Below are 18,972 nucleotides of genomic sequence, written 5' to 3' on the forward strand. Positions count from 1 at the left end.
CCAATCCAGACCTTTCCTATGCTTGCTGAGCAACAATCTCAATTAATCGCCTGCCTCCAGGCTGCCGTCCGTGCCATCTTGCCCCAGGCTGAACCCAACATCACGCTGGAGCGCCCCAAAGTGGCTGCGCACGGTGATGCTGCCTGCAATATTGCCATGCAACTGGCCAAACCAGCCGGTCGCAACCCGCGCGAGCTGGCTCAGCAAATCGTCGATACCCTCCTGGCCGATCCGAACGCCGCCGCTTTGCTGGCAGGCGCGGAAATTGCCGGTCCGGGCTTTATCAACTTTCGTCTGTCCACCGCCACGCACCAGGCTGTCCTGAAGACTATTGCTGAACAGGGCGATAACTTCGGTCACCTTGCTCCTACCCAGGAAAAACTGATGGTGGAGTTTGTGTCGGCCAACCCGACCGGCCCCTTGCACGTGGGCCACGCCCGTCAGGCTGCGCTGGGCGACTCGCTGTGCCGCGTATTCAGCTCCCAAGGGTACGACGTAACCCGCGAGTTCTACTACAACGACGCCGGTAACCAGATCGACAACCTGACCACCAGCGTACATGCCCGTGCCCGTGGCATCGAGCCCGACAGCGAGCAATTCCCCGCTGACGGCTACAAGGGCGACTACATTCTGGATATCGCCCGCGACTACCAGGCCGGTGCAACGGTTCAGGCTGCCGATGGCGCCTCCGTCACCGCCAGTGGTGATCTGGACAATTTGGAAGACATCCGCCGCTTTGCCGTGGCCTACCTGCGCCGCGAGCAGGATCTGGACTTGCAGGCTTTCGGCCTGAAGTTCGACAACTTCTACCTGGAAAGCTCGCTGTACACCTCCGGCAAGGTTGAAAAAACCGTGCAGGCCCTGATCGACGCCGGTCACACCTACGAGCTGGACGGCGCGCTGTGGCTGCGCACCACCGAACTGGGCACAGGCGACGACAAAGACCGCGTGATGCGCAAATCCGAAGGCGGCTACACCTACTTCGTGCCGGACGTGGCCTACCACGTGGCCAAGTGGGAACGCGGTTTCCACCACGCCATCAATATTCAAGGCTCCGACCACCACGGCACCATTGCCCGTGTGCGCGCTGGCCTGCAAGGTCTGGGTCTGGGTATCCCCAAGGAATTCCCGGCCTATATCCTGCACAAGATGGTCAAAGTCATGCGCAATGGCCAGGAAGTGAAAATTTCCAAACGCGCAGGCAGCTACGTCACCTTGCGTGACCTGATCGAATGGGTAGGCCAGGACGCCGTACGCTTCTTCCTGATCCAGCGTCGTGCCGACTCCGAATTCGTATTCGATATCGATCTGGCCCTGTCCAAAAGCGAAGAAAACCCGGTTTACTACATCCAGTACGCCCATGCCCGTATCAACTCCGTGTTGAACCAGTCGGCAGAACTGCTGGATCAGGTTCCTCAGGCCGACATCACGCCTTTGACCGCCCCCACCGAAATCGCCCTGCTGCAACGCCTGTCCGAATACCCCAATGTGCTGGCCCAATCCGCTCGCGAATTGGCTCCTCACCACATTGCCTTCTGGCTGCGCGACTGCGCGGCGGACTTCCACTCCTGGTACAACGCCGAGCGCGTGTCGGTAGACGACACCACCTTGCGTCTGGCCCGTCTGCGTCTGGCCCAGGCCTGCGCCCAAGTCATTCGCAATGGTCTGAACCTGCTGGGTGTGTCCGCACCCGAACGTATGTAAACCCATAGGCAGATATGGCAAGAGCACGTAAAAAATCCAGTAGTTCCGGCGGTACGTATACCGGCATTCTGATTGGCCTGATTCTGGGTCTGGGCGCGGCGGTCGCCGTTGCCCTGTTTGTCACCAAAGTGCCCATGCCCTTTGTGGACAAGGCCAGCCGGGACAAACCTACCGTTGCCTTGCCTGAAGGGCGAGACTTGCTGGACCCGAACCGGGACCTGTATGGTAGCTCCAGTGGGCAAACTCCTCCGCCGGGCGACACCATTCCCGGTTTGACCTTGCCCCCCGTGAATTTGCCCAGCATCCCGTCCAAGCCTGCTGCACCGGACGCCTTGGGTGATCTGATCGCCACCTTGCCCGCCATGGGCACGGAACCAGCTCGCCAGCCAGAGACCCGCAATACCGCTCCTGTGGTAACGCCTCCGGCCACAACGCCTGCCGCTCCAAGCACCCCGGCACCGGCCACCAGCAAACCCGCCACACCAGCTCCGGCTGCGCCCCCGGCGGCGACCAAGCCAGCCACCACCTCCACCCCCTACTACCTGCAAGCAGGCGCATTTCGCAACAATGCGGACGCCGAAGCCATGAAGGCCCGCTTGTTGATGCTAGGCTTTGACGCTTCAGTGCAAAGTGCACAGGTCAATGGCAGCACGGTGAACCGGGTACGCATGGGCCCCTTCAAGGGCATAGACGAAATGAACCGGGCACGCAGCCGTCTGGCCGAGGAAAAAATTGATACTTCGGTGGTCCGGCCCTAAGCAATTTGTGCCAAAGGCAGCCCCAAGGTGAACTTTTCCGCCATTGCACAGGTCATAGACCTCATCTTCCCCATTAAGGAAATTGATTCATGAAGCTGAACGCATTGTTTGTACGATCCCTGGTCGGTGCCAGTCTCTTGGCTGGTGCGACCTTGTTGCCCGCCACCAGCGCGCTGGCTCAACAAGCCGACCAAGGCTACGTTACCCTGCCTGCGGCTCAGCCCTCGGACAGCGTCGGTAAAACCGAAGTGCTGGAGTTCTTCTCCTACAGCTGCCCACACTGCGCCATCCTGGAACCCAAGGTCGAAGCCTGGTCCAAGACCCTGCCAGACAACGTCGTGCTGCGCCGTGTGCCTGTTGCCTTCAATGCCGGCATGACTGATCTGCAAAAGCTGTACTACACCCTGGAAGCCATGGACCGTCTGGACCTGCATCCCAAGGTGTTTGAAGCCATCCACCAGAAACGTGAGCGCATTTTTGATGCCAAGACCATCACGGCCTGGGCAGCCGCGCAAGGCGTAGACAAGGCTCGCTTCGAGCAGACCTTCAACTCCTTTGGTGTGCAGACCAAGGCCAATAAAGCCAACGAACTGTCCAACACCTACCAGATTCAGGGCACACCTAGTCTGGCAGTAGGCGGCAAGTTTGTGACTTCCCCTGCACTGGCCAATGGTTACGACGAAAGCATCACCAAAGCTCAAGAGCTGGTGAAGATGGTCACTAATCGCTAATTAGCGATCTGGCTGAGCCATACCGCCAAGGGCCCTCAAGACTGGATTCGTTCCGGTTTTGAGGGCCCTTGGCGTTTCTATATCTGTGATCTATTAGCTGCCGGTAACTCGTAAGTAATTCGATAACAGCGGCTTACAAGAAGGTACGGGATTCCAACGTCATTGCAAGTCTGGGCCATTTATTAAAGCCAGGGTGCGTCCCTGGCTGGAGCAGTCAGTGAAAGGCCTAAGCCTGCGCCGCCGTCTCAAAAGCCTGCGTCAGGTCAGCGCACAAGTCTTTGGTCGATTCCAAACCGATATGCAGGCGCACCAGACTGTCCTGGCTGTCCTGCCAGTAGCTATGACCACTTAGAAACGCCGTATCCACCAACTGCACCAGGCTTTCAAAACCACCCCAGGAAAAGCCGATACCAAACAGGGTCAGGGCATCTACGAATGCGCGTGCCTGCGCATTGTTCAGTCGTAGCTGCACCGACAACATGCCGTTAGAGCCGGTGCAGTCACGTTGCCACAAGGCATGGCCAGGATCTTGTGGCCAAGCGGGATGATAGATACGGGTAACTTCAGGGCGACTATCCAGAAATTGGCACACAGCCAGCGCATTGGCGGCGCTTTCACGCATACGAATAGGCAGGGTACGCACACCGCGTAATGCCAACCAGGCGTCATCGGCACTGATGGAAAAACCCAGCGCATAGTGGTTGTCGTGCAGGCGTTTGTTGATGGCTGGATCTGCGGACATGACTGCACCCAACATCAAATCGGAGTGGCCTGCCACATACTTGGTCCCAGCCACGATAGACACGTCAAAACCCAATTCCAAGGGACGGTAGATATAGCCCGAGCCCCAGGTGTTGTCAGTAACCAGCAGCAAATCGTGCTTGCGACCAAACTCCGCCAAGGCAGGCATATCCAGCATTTGCATCAACAAGGAGCCGGGTGACTCCACGTACACCATGCGGGTATTGTCCTGCAGATGACGTGCCATTTCCTCGGGGGTCGGTGCACAGAACGTGGCCTGTATGCCCATGCGGCGCAACACGGTCTTTTCCAGATAACGCACCGGACCATAAGCACTGTCAGCAATCAGCACGTGATCGCCAGAATCCAGCAGTGCCAGCAAACCCAAGGTAATCGCTGCCATGCCGGACGGTGCCAGCAAAGCCTGGGTGGCAGATTCCAGCTGACAGAACACCTGCTCCAGTGCAGCGTGGGTATCCATGCCCGAGCGCCCGTAGGTAACCGAGCGTTTTTCAGGATCTGCCTTGTCCGCCTGGGCTCGATCCAGAGCGTCCAGATTGCGAAAGCGCACCGTACTGGTGCGCATGATGGGCACGGCCACCGGCGCCGCATCGGTATGCGGATCGAACGGGGCCAGACCCGTATGTTGCAAGGCGGTGTCCAGGGCGAGATCAGAGCTCATAGTGTTGGCAGGCGGTAGCAAGAAAAGCTCTACGCTACCACAGGCCAGCGGGCCCAGTCGCCTCTGCCAACAGTCGCTATATTGCCCCCTCTTATTAAGAGGCGCCCCAGTGTTTAAATGCGCTGGAAACGGTAAACCCCATCCTCGCCCATCTCACGACGCAAACGGTCATCAAAATACAAGGCGTGCAGGTGAGCAATGGCCTCGCCCATGGCAAAGGTCATCTGATGCGAGTCCAGCTTGCGATGAAAGAGCACAGGCAGAATATCGGCGGCGGTACAGGGCTGGGCACAGGCTTCCAACACTTCTTCCAGACGCTCGGCGTGATGCTCCTGCTGCTGACGAATGCGCTCGTGCATGCCACGGAAAGGCTTGCCATGCGAAGGCAACACCAAAGTATCCGGGGCCAGATCCTGATAGGACAGCAGGGAGTTCAGGTACAAAGGCAAGGGATTCGCAAAGGGCTCGGTATCGAACACGCTGATATTGGTGGAGATACGCGGCAAAAGCATGTCACCGGAAATCAGCACCTTCAGTTCTTCACAGTACAACGACATATGCTCGGGAGCGTGGCCGTAGCCCACGATCAAACGCCAGGGGCGACCGGCAATCACCACACGCTGACCATCCATCAAGCGCACAAAACGCTCGGGCACCGAAGGCACCATCGAAGGGTAGTAATCCCCACGGCTGCGAATCTGTTCACGGGCTTTCTCATCTTGCAGGCCGTGACGGACAAAATGCGCTTCTGCCGCCACACCATTCGGGCCACCGGCCTCCGCGCCAGTCTGGCGTCCACCTGTCCCCGACCACAGCCTGGCGGTCGCGTAGTCCGTCATGCTGATCCACAAAGGTGCATTCCAGCGCTGGCACAACCAGTCCGCCAAACCGACATGATCCGGGTGCATATGGGTAACGATCACGCGCAGCACGGGCAAGCCTTCCAGCTCGTTCTGGAAAACCTGTTCCCACAGCTCGCGCACTTCGGGACGGGCGACGCCACAGTCCACAATGGTCCAGCCCTCGCGCCCCTCGATTTGGTCGCGCAATAGCCACAAATTGATGTGATCCAGCGCAAAAGGCAAAGGCATACGCAGCCAACGCACCCCCGGCGCGACTTCCAGGCTGCCACCCGCTGGGGGCAGGGTATCTGCCCAGGGATAATTCAATTTTTGTTCGTTAGGATTCATGCTCGCTCCAATGAATGGCTCTTGTAGGGCGTAAGGGCTGTCCATACTAAAAGGCCCTAGTTCCCTCTCTAGCTCTATGGCATGATAGTTTACGTTTACGTAAATCACACTAAAAATGACAACGACAACCTGGACAATATCGGATCTGGCGCACGAGTTTGGCATCACGCCTCGCACCCTGCGCTTCTATGAAGACCAAGGGATCTTGAGCCCGCTGCGCCAAGGTACACAGCGCATTTATCAGCCCCGCGATCGTGCCCGCCTGAAGCTGGCTCTGCGTGGCAAGCGCCTGGGGCTGCAGTTATCGGAGATTCTGCGGCTGATCAATATGTATGAATCCCCGATGGACACGGCTTCCCAGCTTAAGCACTATCAGGAGGTATTGAACGAGCATCGCCTGCGCCTGGAGCGCCAGCGGCAGGACCTGGATCAGACCTTGCAGGAGATTCAGGACCAGCTCGACATCTGTCACACCATGAGCGAACAGTTGAAGTTGGAGTCCCGATAAGGGAAAACCCATATATATGACGTTTACGTAAACGTAATATAAATACAATTCCACAACCCATTTATTTCCACGGAGTGCCTCATGAGCCTGCCCGGCCTGAATTTCGATCTTGGCTCCGACCTGGACATGCTGCGCGACGCTGTCGCCGACTTCTCCCAGGCCGAAATTGCCCCTTTAGCGGCTCAACTGGATCACGATGACCAGTTCCCCATGCACTTGTGGAAGAAGTTCGGTGAGATGGGTTTGCTGGGCATGACCGTCAGCGAAGAATACGGTGGTGCGAACCTGGGCTATCTGGCCCACATGATCGCAATGGAAGAAATCTCCCGTGCCAGCGCCTCGGTGGCTCTGTCCTACGGTGCGCACTCCAACCTCTGTGTGAACCAGATCAACCGCAACGGTACGGAAGCCCAGAAGCAGAAATACCTGCCCAAGCTGATCAGCGGCGAGCATATCGGTGCTCTGGCCATGAGTGAGCCCGGTGCCGGTTCGGACGTGGTCAGCATGAAGCTGCGCGCCGACAAAAAGGGCGATCGCTACGTGCTGAACGGCTCCAAAATGTGGATTACCAACGGCCCGGACGCTGACACCCTGGTGGTGTACGCCAAAACGGACCCGCAAGCCGGCGCACGCGGCATTACCGCCTTCCTGATCGAAAAAGATTTTGCCGGTTTCTCCGTTGCCCAAAAGCTGGACAAGCTGGGTATGCGCGGCAGCCACACAGGCGAGCTGGTGTTCCAGGACTGTGAAGTGCCTGAAGAAAACGTGCTGGGCCAACTCAATGGTGGCGTCAAAGTGCTGATGTCCGGCCTGGACTACGAACGCGCCGTGCTGGCCGGTGGTCCGCTGGGCATCATGCAAGCCGTCATGGACGTGGTGATTCCTTACATCCACGACCGCAAGCAGTTCGGCCAGGCCATTGGCGAATTCCAGCTGATTCAAGGCAAGGTGGCCGATATGTACACCACCCTGCAAGCCAGCCGCGCCCTGTGCTATGCCGTGGGCAAGAATCTGGACCGTCTGGGTGCAGGCCATGTACGTTCTGTGCGTAAAGACTGCGCAGCCGCCATCCTGTACAGCGCCGAAAAAGCCACCTGGATGGCTGGTGAAGGTATACAGATTCTGGGCGGCAACGGCTACATCAACGAATTCCCCACAGGCCGCCTGTGGCGCGATGCCAAGTTGTACGAGATCGGCGCGGGCACCAGTGAAATCCGCCGCATGCTGATCGGCCGCGAATTGTTCGCCGAAACCGCCTAAAAAGGCAGAGGCATGTCCAACCCTGATTTTGGCGAAACCACCGTCATTACCCCGGTTCAAAAACCGGGGATGACGGCTATCCAGGTGGCCCAGGCCATGCTGGATGGTTTCAATCGCCACTACGCGCTGTTTCGCTATAGTGCCCAGCGCGCCAAGTCTTTGTACGAATCGGGCGACTGGCATGGTATTCAGCAGCTCTCGCGCGAACGTATCGAGTACTACGCGACACGGGTGCGCGAATGCGCGGCCATGCTTAGCCAGAATCTGCGTTTGCATCAGCCCACGCCTTCCGATCCGGCGCATCTGGACGAGGCCCAGCAGCAATTGTGGCTGCAAGCCAAGGCTGAATTTGTGCGTTTGCTGTCGGGCCACCGTCAGCCGGAATGTGCCGAGACCTTCTTCAACTCCGTCTCCTGCCGCGTGCTGCACCGGCACTATTTTCGCAACGAATTCATTTTCGTGCGTCCAGCTGTTGCCACGGATTATCTGGACGGCGCGCTGCCTTCGTATCGGGTCTATTACCCCACCGAAGAAGGTCTGGAAACCAGCCTGACCAATATGCTGGCCGACTTCGGTCTGGCCGCCCCCTTTGCCGACCTGCCGCGCGATGTGCGCACATTGGCTCGCATGGCCGTGCGTCAGCTATGCCGCCGCCTGCCACGTGGCTATGGCTCGCGCATTGGCTCGGACTGCCAGATTCAGGTGCTGAACTCCCTGTTCTTTCGTAACAAGGGTGCCTATGTGGTGGGCCGCCTGATCAATCAGGGTGAAGTGCTGCCCTTTTCGATTGCCATTTTGCATCGCCCCTCGGGACACTTGTATATAGATGCCTTGCTGCACACCACGGACGACCTGTCCACGCTGTTCAGCTTTACTCGCGCCTATTTCCTGGTCGATATGGAAGCACCGTCAGCCTATGTGGACTTCCTGTCCAGCCTGCTGCCCCGCAAGCCCAAGGCCGAGCTGTACACCGCCATCGGTCTGCAAAAGCAGGGCAAGACGCTGTTCTACCGCGACTTTCTGCACCACCTGTCGCACTCGCACGATCACTTTGATCTGGCTCCCGGTATTGCCGGTATGGTGATGACGGTATTCACCCTGCCGTCCTACCCCTATGTGTTCAAGCTGATCCGCGACCGGATTCAAAAGCAGGGCATGGACCACGCCACGGTGCGCAGCAAATACCAGCTGGTTAAAAAACATGATCGTGTCGGGCGCATGGCCGACACCTGGGACTACGCTCAGGTTGCCTTGCCCAAGGCACGCTTTTCCGAAGCCTTGCTGGAAGAACTTCGCCGCGAAGTGCCCAGCCTGCTGGAAGAGTCCGAGGACACCATCTTGCTGCGCCACGTCTACATTGAACGGCGCATGACCCCGCTGAACCTGTATCTGAACAAAGCCAGCGACCCCGCCCTGAACGCCGCCGTGGAGCAATACGGCAAGGCGATCCGGGAACTGGCCGCCGCCGACATCTTCCCCGGCGATATGTTGTTCAAGAACTTTGGTGTGACCCGTCTGGGCCGCGTTGTCTTCTATGACTACGACGAAATCCAGCACATGCGCGAGATGAACTTTCGCGCTATTCCGCCTGCACCAAATGAAGAAGCCGAAATGGCCAGCGAGCCCTGGTATCCCATCGGCCCGAACGATGTATTTCCCGAAGAATTCGGCTACTTTCTATTGACCGACCCTCGTATTCGCAAAGCCTTCATGGCCCACCATGCGGAACTGCTGGAGCCTGAATGGTGGACACAGTGCCGCTTGCGAGTGACGCAAGGTCGGATCGAAAATATTTTTCCGTATAACAAAGATCGGCAGCTGCACGAGTTTGCCAAGCGCGCGCCGGTCTCCTCTTTGCAACCAGGAGTCTTTCATGACTAATTCCGTTGTCATCGTCTCGATCGCCCGCACCCCTATGGGCGGCATGATGGGTAGCCTGTCCGATCTGGCCGCCCACGAACTGGGCGCCGTCGCCATCAAGGCGGCCATGGAGCGCTCGGGCATTCAGGCCGACAAGGTCGACGAAGTGATCATGGGTAACGTGCTGCAAGCCGGTCAGGGCCAGGCTCCTGCACGCCAGGCTGCCTTGGGCGCCGGTCTGCCCCAGGGTGTAGCTTGCACCACCATTCACAAGGTGTGCGGTTCCGGTCTGAAAGCCGCCATGTTTGCCCACGACCTGCTCAAGGCAGGCAGCGTGGACGTGGTGGTGGCCGGCGGTCAGGAAAGCATGAGCAATGCTCCCTACCTGCTGCTGAAAGGCCGCGAAGGCTACCGCTACGGTCACTCCACCGTGTATGACCACATGGCCATGGACGGCCTGGAAGATGCCTACAGTCGTGGCACCGCCATGGGTGTATTTGCCGAAGATTGCGCTAGCAAATACGAGTTCAGCCGCGAAGAGCAAGATGCTTACGCGCTGGAGTCGCTGCGCCGCGCTCGCCAAGCCAGCGATGACGGCAGCTTTGAATGGGAAATTGCGCCAGTCACCATCGCTGGTCGCAAGGGTGATGTCGTTGTGGCCAAGGATGAAGCCCCCACCAAAGCCATGCCCGAGAAGATCCCCACGCTGCGTCCCGCTTTCAAGAAAGACGGCACGATTACCGCTGCCAACGCCTCGTCCATTTCGGACGGTGCCGCCGCCATGGTGATCACCACCGAAGAGAAAGCCAAGGAACTGGGTGCAACTCCGCTGGCCCGCATTGTGGCTCACACCCAGCACGCACAGGAACCCGCCTGGTTCACGACCGCTCCAGTCGCTGCTATCCAGAAACTGCTGGATAAAACCGGTTGGAGCGTGGCTGACGTTGACCTGTTCGAGATCAACGAAGCCTTTGCCGTGGTGACCATGGCTGCCATGAAAGAGCTGAACATCCCGCACGACAAGGTCAACATCCACGGTGGTGCTACCGCCCTGGGTCATCCCATCGGTGCATCGGGTGCTCGCCTTCTGGCGACCTTGATCGGCGCACTGCGCAAGACCGGCGGCAAGCGCGGTATTGCCTCGCTGTGCATTGGCGGTGGCGAAGCTGTCGCCCTGGCCGTCGAGCTGGTTTAAAGCAAGCTCATCAGCCGGGCTGCGGCCCGGCTGATTTTATGGGCTTTTCTCTGTTCTCTTTCCAGGCACGCCATGTCAGTTATTGAATCCCGCATCAATCCGCGTTCCCAAGACTTTCAGGACAACGCCTCGATCATGCAGGCCCTGATCCTTGATCTGCGCCAAAAGCTACAGAAAACCGCCTTGGGTGGGTCCGAATCCTCCCGGCAACGCCATGTGGGTCGCGGCAAGCTGCTGCCCCGTGAACGCGTCGAACGTCTGCTTGATCCCGGTACTCCCTTTCTGGAGCTCTCGCCTCTGGCTGCCCAGGACGTCTATAACAACGAGTCTCCCGGTGCCGGCATCATCACGGGCATTGGCCGCATTGCAGGCATTGAATGCGTGGTGGTCTGCAACGACGCGACGGTCAAGGGCGGTACCTACTATCCGCTGACGGTGAAAAAGCATTTGCGTGCCCAGGAAATTGCCCAACAGAACAATCTGCCTTGCGTGTACCTGGTGGACTCGGGCGGGGCCAACCTGCCCAACCAGGAAGACGTGTTCCCGGACCGTGACCACTTTGGCCGCATCTTCTACAACCAGGCCAATATGTCGGCCCAGGGGATTGCACAGATCGCCGTGGTGATGGGTTCGTGTACCGCTGGCGGTGCCTACGTTCCGGCCATGAGCGATGAGTCCATCATCGTGCGCGACCAGGGCACCATTTTCCTGGGTGGCCCGCCACTGGTGAAAGCTGCAACTGGCGAAGAGGTTAGCGCTGAAGATCTGGGCGGTGGCGATGTGCACACCCGTCTGTCTGGCGTGGCTGACCATCTGGCCGAGAACGATCTGCATGCGCTGGAACTGGCACGCCGCTGTGTCGGCCGCCTGAACCGCGAGAAAAAACTGCCCTGGCCGCTGAAAGAAGTCCGCGAGCCACGTTACGACCCGCAAGAGCTGAACGGCATCATCCCTGCCGACACTCGCAAGCCCTACGATGTGCGCGAAGTGATCGCCCGCATTGTGGATGATTCGGATTTTGACGAATTCAAGGCCCGCTTTGGCACCACGCTGGTAACCGGCTTTGCCCATATCCACGGCATGCCCGTAGGCATCATCGCCAATAACGGCATTCTGTTCTCGGAAGCGGCACAGAAGGGCGCGCACTTCATTGAACTGTGCTGCCAACGCAAGACGCCTCTGGTGTTCCTGCAAAACATCACCGGCTTCATGGTGGGCCGCAAGTACGAAAATGAAGGGATTGCCCGTCATGGCGCCAAGCTGGTCACCGCCGTGTCTACCGCGGCCGTGCCCAAGTTCACCGTGATTCTGGGCGGCTCCTTTGGTGCCGGTAACTACGGGATGTGTGGCCGTGCCTTCAGCCCGCGCCTGCTGTTCCTCTGGCCCAATGCCCGCATCTCGGTCATGGGTGGTGAGCAAGCGGCCAGCGTGCTGGCTACCGTGCGCCGTGATGGCCTGGAAGCTCGTGGCCAAAGCTGGAGCGCCGAGGAAGAAGAAGCCTTCAAGGCCCCCATCCGCGAGCAATACGAACATGAAGGCCACCCCTACTACGCCACTGCGCGTCTGTGGGATGACGGCATCATCCAGCCTTCGGATACCCGGCGCGTTCTGGCCCTGGGCCTGTCCGCCGCCTTGAACGCCCCTATTGAAGACACCCGCTTTGGCGTGTTCCGCATGTAAGACAAGGAGACACTGTGTTTCAGACCCTGCTGATAGCCAATCGCGGTGAAATTGCCTGCCGGGTGGCCGCCACTGCCCGCAGCCTGGGGCTGCGTACCGTTGCGGTTTACTCCGACGCGGACGCCGACGCCCAGCACGTACGTGCTTGTGATCAAGCCGTGCGCATCGGTGGCCCCGAGCCACGCGATAGTTACTTGAAGATCGACGCCATTCTGGAAGCCGCCCGTGCCACTGGCGCGAATGCCATCCACCCTGGCTACGGCTTTCTGTCCGAGAACGAGCACTTTGCTCGCGCTTGTGAAGAAGCCGGCATTATTTTTGTAGGCCCACCTGCTCAAGCCATTGCGGCCATGGGCAGCAAGTCCGCCGCCAAGTCCCTGATGGAAAAAGCCGGTGTGCCTCTGGTGCCCGGTTATCACGGCGACAACCAGGACCCCGACTTCCTGCACCAACAAGCCGACAACATCGGCTACCCCGTGCTGATCAAAGCCAGTGCTGGCGGTGGCGGCAAGGGCATGCGCATTGTGGAAGAGTCCAGCGCGTTCCTGGAAGCCTTGCGCTCTTGCCAGCGCGAAGCCGCCAGCAGCTTTAGCGATGACCGCGTGCTGATCGAGCGCTACATCACCAAGCCACGCCATATCGAAATCCAGGTCTTTGGTGACCAGCACGGTGGGTACGTGTACCTGTTCGAACGCGATTGCTCGGTACAGCGTCGTCACCAGAAAGTGATTGAAGAAGCCCCCGCCCCCGGCATGACGCCCGAGCGTCGCCAGGCTATGGGCGAAGCCGCCATTGCTGCGGCCCGCGCCGTGAACTATGTGGGAGCAGGAACGGTGGAATTTATTGCCGAGCAGGATGGGCGTTTCTACTTCATGGAAATGAACACCCGCCTGCAAGTGGAGCACCCCGTCACCGAACTGATTACCGGCCACGATCTGGTGGAATGGCAATTGCGTGTGGCCGACGGCCAGCCTTTGCCTGCCAAACAGGACGAGCTGAGCATCAATGGCCACGCCATTGAAGTCCGTATCTACGCCGAAAACCCCGATAAGGACTTCCTGCCCTCCATCGGTACGCTGCGCAGCTTGCAGTACCCCGCCCATGCGTCCTTTACCTCCGGTGATGTGCGTATCGACAGCGGTGTGCGTGAAGGCAGCGTGATCAGCCCCTTCTACGACCCCATGATCGCCAAGGTCATCACCCATGGTGCTGATCGTGAACAGGCTCGTCGTCGCCTGATTCGCACGCTGGCTGACACTCAGGTGGCCGGTGTACACACCAACAAGACCTTCCTGCAACGTCTGCTGGGCGATGAAGCCTTTGCCCAGGCCGATCTGGATACGGGTCTGATCCCACGTTGCCACGATGCGCTGTTCCCCAGCAATCAGGACGTTCCAGCTTCTGTGCTGGCCTTCGCCGCCTGCGCCGTGCTGACTCATCAGGGTATGAGCGGGCAAGCCCCCAACTCCGACCCGTGGGCGGTACATGACGCCTGGCGTTTGAGCGGGGACTACGATCAGAAAGTGGCCTTGCAACTGGGTGAAGAAGCCCACGAAGTGCTGCTGCAACGTCGTGACAACCAGTGGCAGATCACGCTGGGCGAAACCCAACACGCGCTGCGCTGGCAAGCCGAGGCAAGGGCTGGTTTGGCCAACACCCTGACCTTGCGTCTGTGGCTGGATCAGGTCGAATACCGCGCCCAGGTGCTGCAAGATGGCGACCATCTGCAAGTTGCCCAGGCTGGTTCGGACTGGACCTTGGCCGTGGTCGACACCCTGGCCAGTGCCGGCACCAACAGCCAGGAAGCCCACGGAGGCCGCCTGACCGCTCCCATGCCGGGCAAGATCATTGCCCTGAATGTGGGCGCAGGTGACAGCGTCAAACAGGGCGATGTGCTGCTGGTCATGGAAGCCATGAAAATGGAACACTCCATTCAGGCACCGGCTGATGGCACCGTGGCCGAGCTGTTCTTTGCCGTGGGAGATCAAGTGCCCGAGGGCGCTGAACTAGTCACCATGGAGAGCTGAAACTCCTCCTTCCCAGCCCGTGTAAAACGCATTGCCGGGCTGGAAAAATAGGCGTAAAGTCGCACTAACAAGAGCCCCCGTCCAGGGGCTCTTGCCGTTAAGAACGACTCATGACCGCCCAGCCCCTTACCCCTTACTGTGGTCGCTTTGCGCCTAGTCCCAGTGGTCCCTTGCACGAGGGTTCATTGGTGGCTGCTATGGCCAGCTACCTGGATGCACGCGCCCAGAACGGGCGCTGGCTACTGCGCATTGAAGATATAGACACGCCACGAGTGGTCGCAGGGGCTGACCAGATCATCATGCAGCAGTTGCAAGGTCTGGGCATGCGCTGGGATGGCGAGGTGCTTTGGCAAAGCCAGCGGCAGGCACGCTATCAGGAAGTGTTTGATAGCCTGCGCGAGCGAGATCTGGTCTACGGCTGCACCTGCACCCGCCAGGAGATTCTGGCGGCTTCCATGCCGGTTGCCCCGGATTCGCATGAATATCCCTATGCAGGCACCTGCCGCCACGGCATCCCGGCAGACCGTGCCATCCGTGCATGGCGGCTGCGGGTGCCCGAAGGCGTGGAGCACTTTACGGATCGTTGGGCCGGGCCGCAGCAACAGGACGTAGCCAAAGAAGTCGGGGACTACATCCTTAAGCGCGCCGACAAGCTCTGGGCTTACCAGTTTGTTGTGGTCATTGATGATGCAGACAGCCAGATCACCGATGTTGTACGCGGTGCCGACTTGCTCAGTTCCACCGCCCGCCAACGCGTACTGCAAAAAGTTCTTGGCCTGCCTGTCCCGCGCACTCTGCACGTGCCGCTGGCCTGTGATGAGCAAGGCCGCAAGCTCTCCAAACAGAATCATGCCCCGGCCTTCGACCTGGATCATCCTATGGAGACGCTGCAACGGGTCTGGGCTTTTCTGGGTTTTGCTCCCATGGCTGTAAACAGCTTGAACGAGTTCTGGAGTCAGGCCATCAGCGCTTGGGCGCAACGCTTCCCGCTACCTGAAGACCCAGGCCCGAACAACTAAGTTACGAGCCAAGGTCGGATGCGGATGCGGATGCGGATGCGGATGCGGATGCCACCTAGGGTTTCAAATAAACGACAGTTTCTGCCCCAACAATCGATTTATGTTTCAATCATAAAGACGCCCCGCCGCAAAGGGCGTCTGCCAGAGCAGACCCAGGCAAAAAGCAGTCTGGAGGCGCGAGGCAAGACCCATCCATCCCCTGAACACCCCATTTGCCCCCTACCGCAAATCAGCGTAAAGTTTGGTCACTGGTTACCGAAATCACGCAGTTTTTTTAATCACTTAGGACGGCAACCTTATACCCATGTTTGATATCCTGGTTTATCTATTCGAGACGTATTACAACCCCCAGTCCTGTCCCAAGGCGGAGGTTCTGGCCCACAAATTGGCCGCTATTGGCTTTGAAGACGAGGACATCAACGACGCACTTGGCTGGTTACATGCACTGGGCGAGACCTCGCAACAGTGTCAGCCTACGGCTCAACTCAGTCCCAACAGTCAGCGTATTTTTTCTGAGCACGAACAACATGTGCTGGGCGCTGATGCCATGGGTTTCATCACCTTTTTGCAAAATTCCGGCGCTCTTACCGCCCACCTGCGCGAAATCCTGATTGAAAGCGCCATGACGGTGGACGAAAGCCCGGTCTCGTTGGACAAAATAAAAATTGTCGCCCTGATGGTTTTGTGGAGCCACGAAGCCGAAATCGATCACCTGATCTTTGAAGAGCTGCTCAGCGACGACTCCACCCGTCAGTCCCACTAAGCTGATACACAGGAACCTATTTATGCTCAAGAAACGGCCCCAATAAAGAGGGTCCTTCAACACAAAAAGCCAAGGCCCGAATCCGACGCCACATCGGATTCGGGCCTTTTTGATTAGGCTTGCTGCTGACTGGCTCTGGCTTGGCTGCCTCTAGCGAAACAAACCCCAGATACAAAAAAGCCGGATTGTCTTTATTAGAGACAATCCGGCTACAAGCTATTGAGCGCAGTTGTTCAGCTCAGGCTTACTTGATTTCCTTTCTGTCCTTGTCCAGCATCGCGCGCAGCAGGCTTTGACCACCCTCGACCACCGCAAACTCGCCATAACGGGCGGCATCGAAGCGATCTGCCGAACCTTCAGCGAAGAACCAGGCATCTGTTCCAGGCGTCCAGTTACTGCGGTGACGACGCATGCGCAAGCGCATCACATCGGAAGGTTCAGCCACAGGGCCTCCTTCACTCCACAGACGCTCCTGGCCGTCCTGCTCCAGATAAACACCCTTGAGCTGCGCCACCTTGTTCTCATCCAGCTGCACCGCCACAACAACCCATTGCTGAGCGTCCATCTTGGCAAGCGCATCCTTGGGCAAGCCCCAGGACAGGGTAGACAAGTTCTGCGACAGGGCAAAGTTCAAGGACATATAGTCGCCCTGCATCAGCGAACGGGGATCCACCGGAGCCAGCTCCAGCAAGACCGTCTGACCATCGCTCAAGATACGTTCTTTTTGCACGATGGCCACGTTGGCCACACCCAGCACCAACACAGTCCCCAATAGAACACTGGCAACAATACCCTTGGGTGCCTCCTGCGGCGCTGCTAACGCCGCTTTCTTCTTGCGGCTCAACTGACCCAAATAGGCAAAGACCAGACATCCCACTCCGGTTGCCAGCAACAGTTCGGCCTTGTCCAGCAAACTGATATTCAGGATGTAATACAGACGCCAGAGGCAGAACAGGCCCATTGCCACGGCCACCGCCAACAAGCTGAGATAACGCCAGGCATAAGCCACCAGAATCCAGCTCAAGGCCAGGGCCACTGGCGGATAGGGTGTCCAGACCGCGCACAAAGCGGCCATCCCCAGCAAGGCAATGCCATAACCCAGGGGCTGGTCACGCCAGCCGCGCCAATAAAACGCCAGTATCGCCAAAGGAGCCATGGCCAGCAGAAAGCCAGCTACGGTCAGGTACGGCCGCGACTCGTCCCAGAAGGGCATGGAATAAAACAGCGTGCCCGCCGAAACAAGATGAATCTGGGAAGCGAGCAGCAAGGACCAGAACAAGGGCAGCCAGAAATGCGGCTTGCGCTCACCACGCAGATAAAAATGCCCCAGCAACAAGGCGGCAAAAAACATGAATGCCGCGGGCATTTCCAGCACCCAATAAGGCATCATGGTCCAGCGATCAAACAAGCGCTCGATCACCAGAAACTCGATCGCGGCCAGTGCCCAAATCACCAGCAACATGCGCAATACGAACTGGCCTTTGGCAAGTCTGTACAGCAAGGTGCTGATCACGACGGCTATCATGGCGCTGGCCTCAGGTGGCCAGGGGTAGCGCATGTCCACAAGCGGCACGCTCAGCAAGAGCAGCGCACACGCAACCCAGCCGCCGACCAGATCCCGGCTGGGTACGGTGTGAGCCTTGCCAAACAGCACGGGGGACACCAGAGCCATGATGCCGCCCAGTACACCTAGCGCTTCCAGACTCAAATCCAGAGAAACAGCCAGGTACAGCAGAATAATCAGCGGTAACAGCAGGTAGAGGAACAGCTTGATCACGCGCAGATACCAGGGGTGATGCTCGTCACTATCCTGAGCGTCAGCTTGAACACTAGCCTGTGCGTTGGCCAGGGTCTCTGCTGTTGAGGCGGCAGGACTTGTTGCCATCGCTGCGTTCACTGGTGCTTGAGTTGCGGCCGCTTCGCCACCATGAGTCCGTCGCCAATGGACGACCTGTTGCTGCAGGAAGCGCAGCAAGCCCAGGCCCAGGCCCACAATCACCACCACGATCAGCAGAAACGCATCGCTTGCATACTCGATAATCAGCATGCTCAAGGAGCCATACGCACCGAACGAGGCCAAGGACATGATCAGCAAATCCGGGCGGCGGTAGTGATAAATACCGTACAGCACCAGGAACAGGACCAGTCCCAGCAGGAAGTTGCCTTCCATGACCTGGGCACCGATGAAAAAACCCACCGCAATTGCTGCCACACGCGGCACGATGCGCCACGGGTCATGACGCGCACGCCAGATGGTTTCGGCGGCCAGCAACAACAGCGCATTGACTGCCAAAGCTAGCAAGGTCTGCGAGGTGTAACTGCGCCCGAACCAGCCCAAGCGGGCAACATCAATCCACAAGTACAAGGCGGTATTGATCAGTACCAGCCACAGCACCGACAGAAAGACACTGCGCACTGTGAATACCCAAGGTATGATCAGCACAGTCCACAATGCGAAAAGCTGCCAAGGGTCTGCGCCAGTCTGATAAGTCTGGCCAATCAGCGCCAGCAAACCGCCCGTGGCCACGGCGGCCAGGCCGGTCAAAGCAGCAGGCACTCCCAGATCATGACCCCAGCCACCGGAACGTCGGCGAAACAGCAAGGCCAGCCCTGCAGAAACCAGCACGGCGCCTTGAGCCAGGGCAAATTTGGCTACGTGCCCCCAGTTTTCCCAATTGGCCGCAATCCAGGTCACCAGACCACTAGCGAGCAGCAAAACGGCCAAACCCCAGGCCAGTTTTGTCAGAAACACTCGCCAGTCTGTGGGCCATACGTTAGTCTTGTCAGGTCTCATAACTTGCATAGAGGGATAAGCACCTCGTATCATTTCGCGCATTGCAGCGCAGTTGCTGTC

General features: G+C 58.6%; 14 protein-coding genes. 11 read left to right on the forward strand and 3 right to left on the reverse strand.

The annotated features are described in order from the left end of the window. Nucleotides 1–18: 18 nt before the first annotated feature. From argS to D0C27_RS12020, 3 genes are all read left to right on the forward strand, one after another. Entirely contained in the window at nt 19–1,704 is a 1,686-nt protein-coding gene (gene argS, locus D0C27_RS12010) for an arginine--tRNA ligase (protein WP_026483856.1), read from the forward strand. 14 nt (nt 1,705–1,718) lie between these two features. After that, complete coding sequence (locus tag D0C27_RS12015; RefSeq protein WP_137431068.1) at nt 1,719–2,462, forward strand: SPOR domain-containing protein; 744 nt, start codon at nt 1,719–1,721, stop codon at nt 2,460–2,462. Nucleotides 2,463–2,551: 89 nt separating this feature from the next. Further along, the gene (locus D0C27_RS12020; protein ID WP_009463582.1) at nt 2,552–3,193 is read left to right on the forward strand and encodes a thiol:disulfide interchange protein DsbA/DsbL; all 642 of its coding nucleotides are present in this window, start codon (nt 2,552–2,554) and stop codon (nt 3,191–3,193) included. Between the two features lie 226 nt (nt 3,194–3,419). Here D0C27_RS12020 and metC read toward each other — a convergent pair whose 3' ends face one another. Then, nucleotides 3,420–4,616, reverse strand: coding sequence for a cystathionine beta-lyase (gene metC / locus D0C27_RS12025; protein WP_060186559.1), 1,197 nt, complete (start codon nt 4,614–4,616; stop codon nt 3,420–3,422). 113 nt (nt 4,617–4,729) lie between these two features. After that, nucleotides 4,730–5,806: an MBL fold metallo-hydrolase gene (locus tag D0C27_RS12030; protein WP_060186560.1), complete on the reverse strand. Its 1,077-nt coding sequence runs from the start codon at nt 5,804–5,806 to the stop codon at nt 4,730–4,732. Between the two features lie 115 nt (nt 5,807–5,921). Between D0C27_RS12030 and D0C27_RS12035 the strand changes: the two genes are divergently transcribed. From D0C27_RS12035 to D0C27_RS12070, 8 genes are all read left to right on the forward strand, one after another. Beyond that, complete coding sequence (locus D0C27_RS12035) at nt 5,922–6,314, forward strand: MerR family transcriptional regulator (RefSeq protein WP_009463587.1); 393 nt, start codon at nt 5,922–5,924, stop codon at nt 6,312–6,314. A gap of 81 nt (nt 6,315–6,395) precedes the next feature. Next, nucleotides 6,396–7,574 (forward strand): isovaleryl-CoA dehydrogenase, encoded by a 1,179-nt coding sequence (locus D0C27_RS12040; RefSeq protein WP_026483861.1) that lies wholly within the window; start codon nt 6,396–6,398, stop codon nt 7,572–7,574. A 69-nt stretch (nt 7,575–7,643) separates the two neighbouring features. After that, nucleotides 7,644–9,455 (forward strand): bifunctional isocitrate dehydrogenase kinase/phosphatase, encoded by a 1,812-nt coding sequence (gene aceK, locus D0C27_RS12045; protein ID WP_239055719.1) that lies wholly within the window; start codon nt 7,644–7,646, stop codon nt 9,453–9,455. Further along, nucleotides 9,448–10,629, forward strand: a complete 1,182-nt coding sequence (locus tag D0C27_RS12050) for an acetyl-CoA C-acyltransferase (RefSeq protein ID WP_035269274.1) — start codon at nt 9,448–9,450, stop codon at nt 10,627–10,629. Before aceK ends, D0C27_RS12050 begins: the two co-directional genes overlap by 8 nt. 72 nt (nt 10,630–10,701) lie before the next feature. Next, complete coding sequence (locus D0C27_RS12055; RefSeq protein ID WP_042484787.1) at nt 10,702–12,309, forward strand: carboxyl transferase domain-containing protein; 1,608 nt, start codon at nt 10,702–10,704, stop codon at nt 12,307–12,309. 14 nt (nt 12,310–12,323) lie between these two features. Further along, nucleotides 12,324–14,336 carry an acetyl/propionyl/methylcrotonyl-CoA carboxylase subunit alpha gene (locus D0C27_RS12060; RefSeq protein WP_137431070.1) on the forward strand — a complete coding sequence of 671 codons (2,013 nt, stop codon included), beginning with the start codon at nt 12,324–12,326 and terminating at the stop codon, nt 14,334–14,336. Between the two features lie 110 nt (nt 14,337–14,446). Continuing rightward, complete coding sequence (gluQRS, locus tag D0C27_RS12065) at nt 14,447–15,355, forward strand: tRNA glutamyl-Q(34) synthetase GluQRS (RefSeq protein WP_137431071.1); 909 nt, start codon at nt 14,447–14,449, stop codon at nt 15,353–15,355. Between the two features lie 304 nt (nt 15,356–15,659). Next, on the forward strand, nt 15,660–16,118 hold the full coding sequence (locus D0C27_RS12070) for a DUF494 family protein (RefSeq protein WP_009463598.1): 459 nt from the start codon (nt 15,660–15,662) through the stop codon (nt 16,116–16,118). A gap of 244 nt (nt 16,119–16,362) precedes the next feature. Here the strand turns inward: D0C27_RS12070 and D0C27_RS12075 are convergent, their stop codons facing one another. Beyond that, complete coding sequence (locus D0C27_RS12075; RefSeq protein WP_137431072.1) at nt 16,363–18,870, reverse strand: GDYXXLXY domain-containing protein; 2,508 nt, start codon at nt 18,868–18,870, stop codon at nt 16,363–16,365. Nucleotides 18,871–18,972 lie beyond the last annotated feature (102 nt).

Source organism: Alcaligenes faecalis (genome assembly GCF_005311025.1).
Taxonomy (GTDB): domain Bacteria; phylum Pseudomonadota; class Gammaproteobacteria; order Burkholderiales; family Burkholderiaceae_B; genus Alcaligenes; species Alcaligenes phenolicus.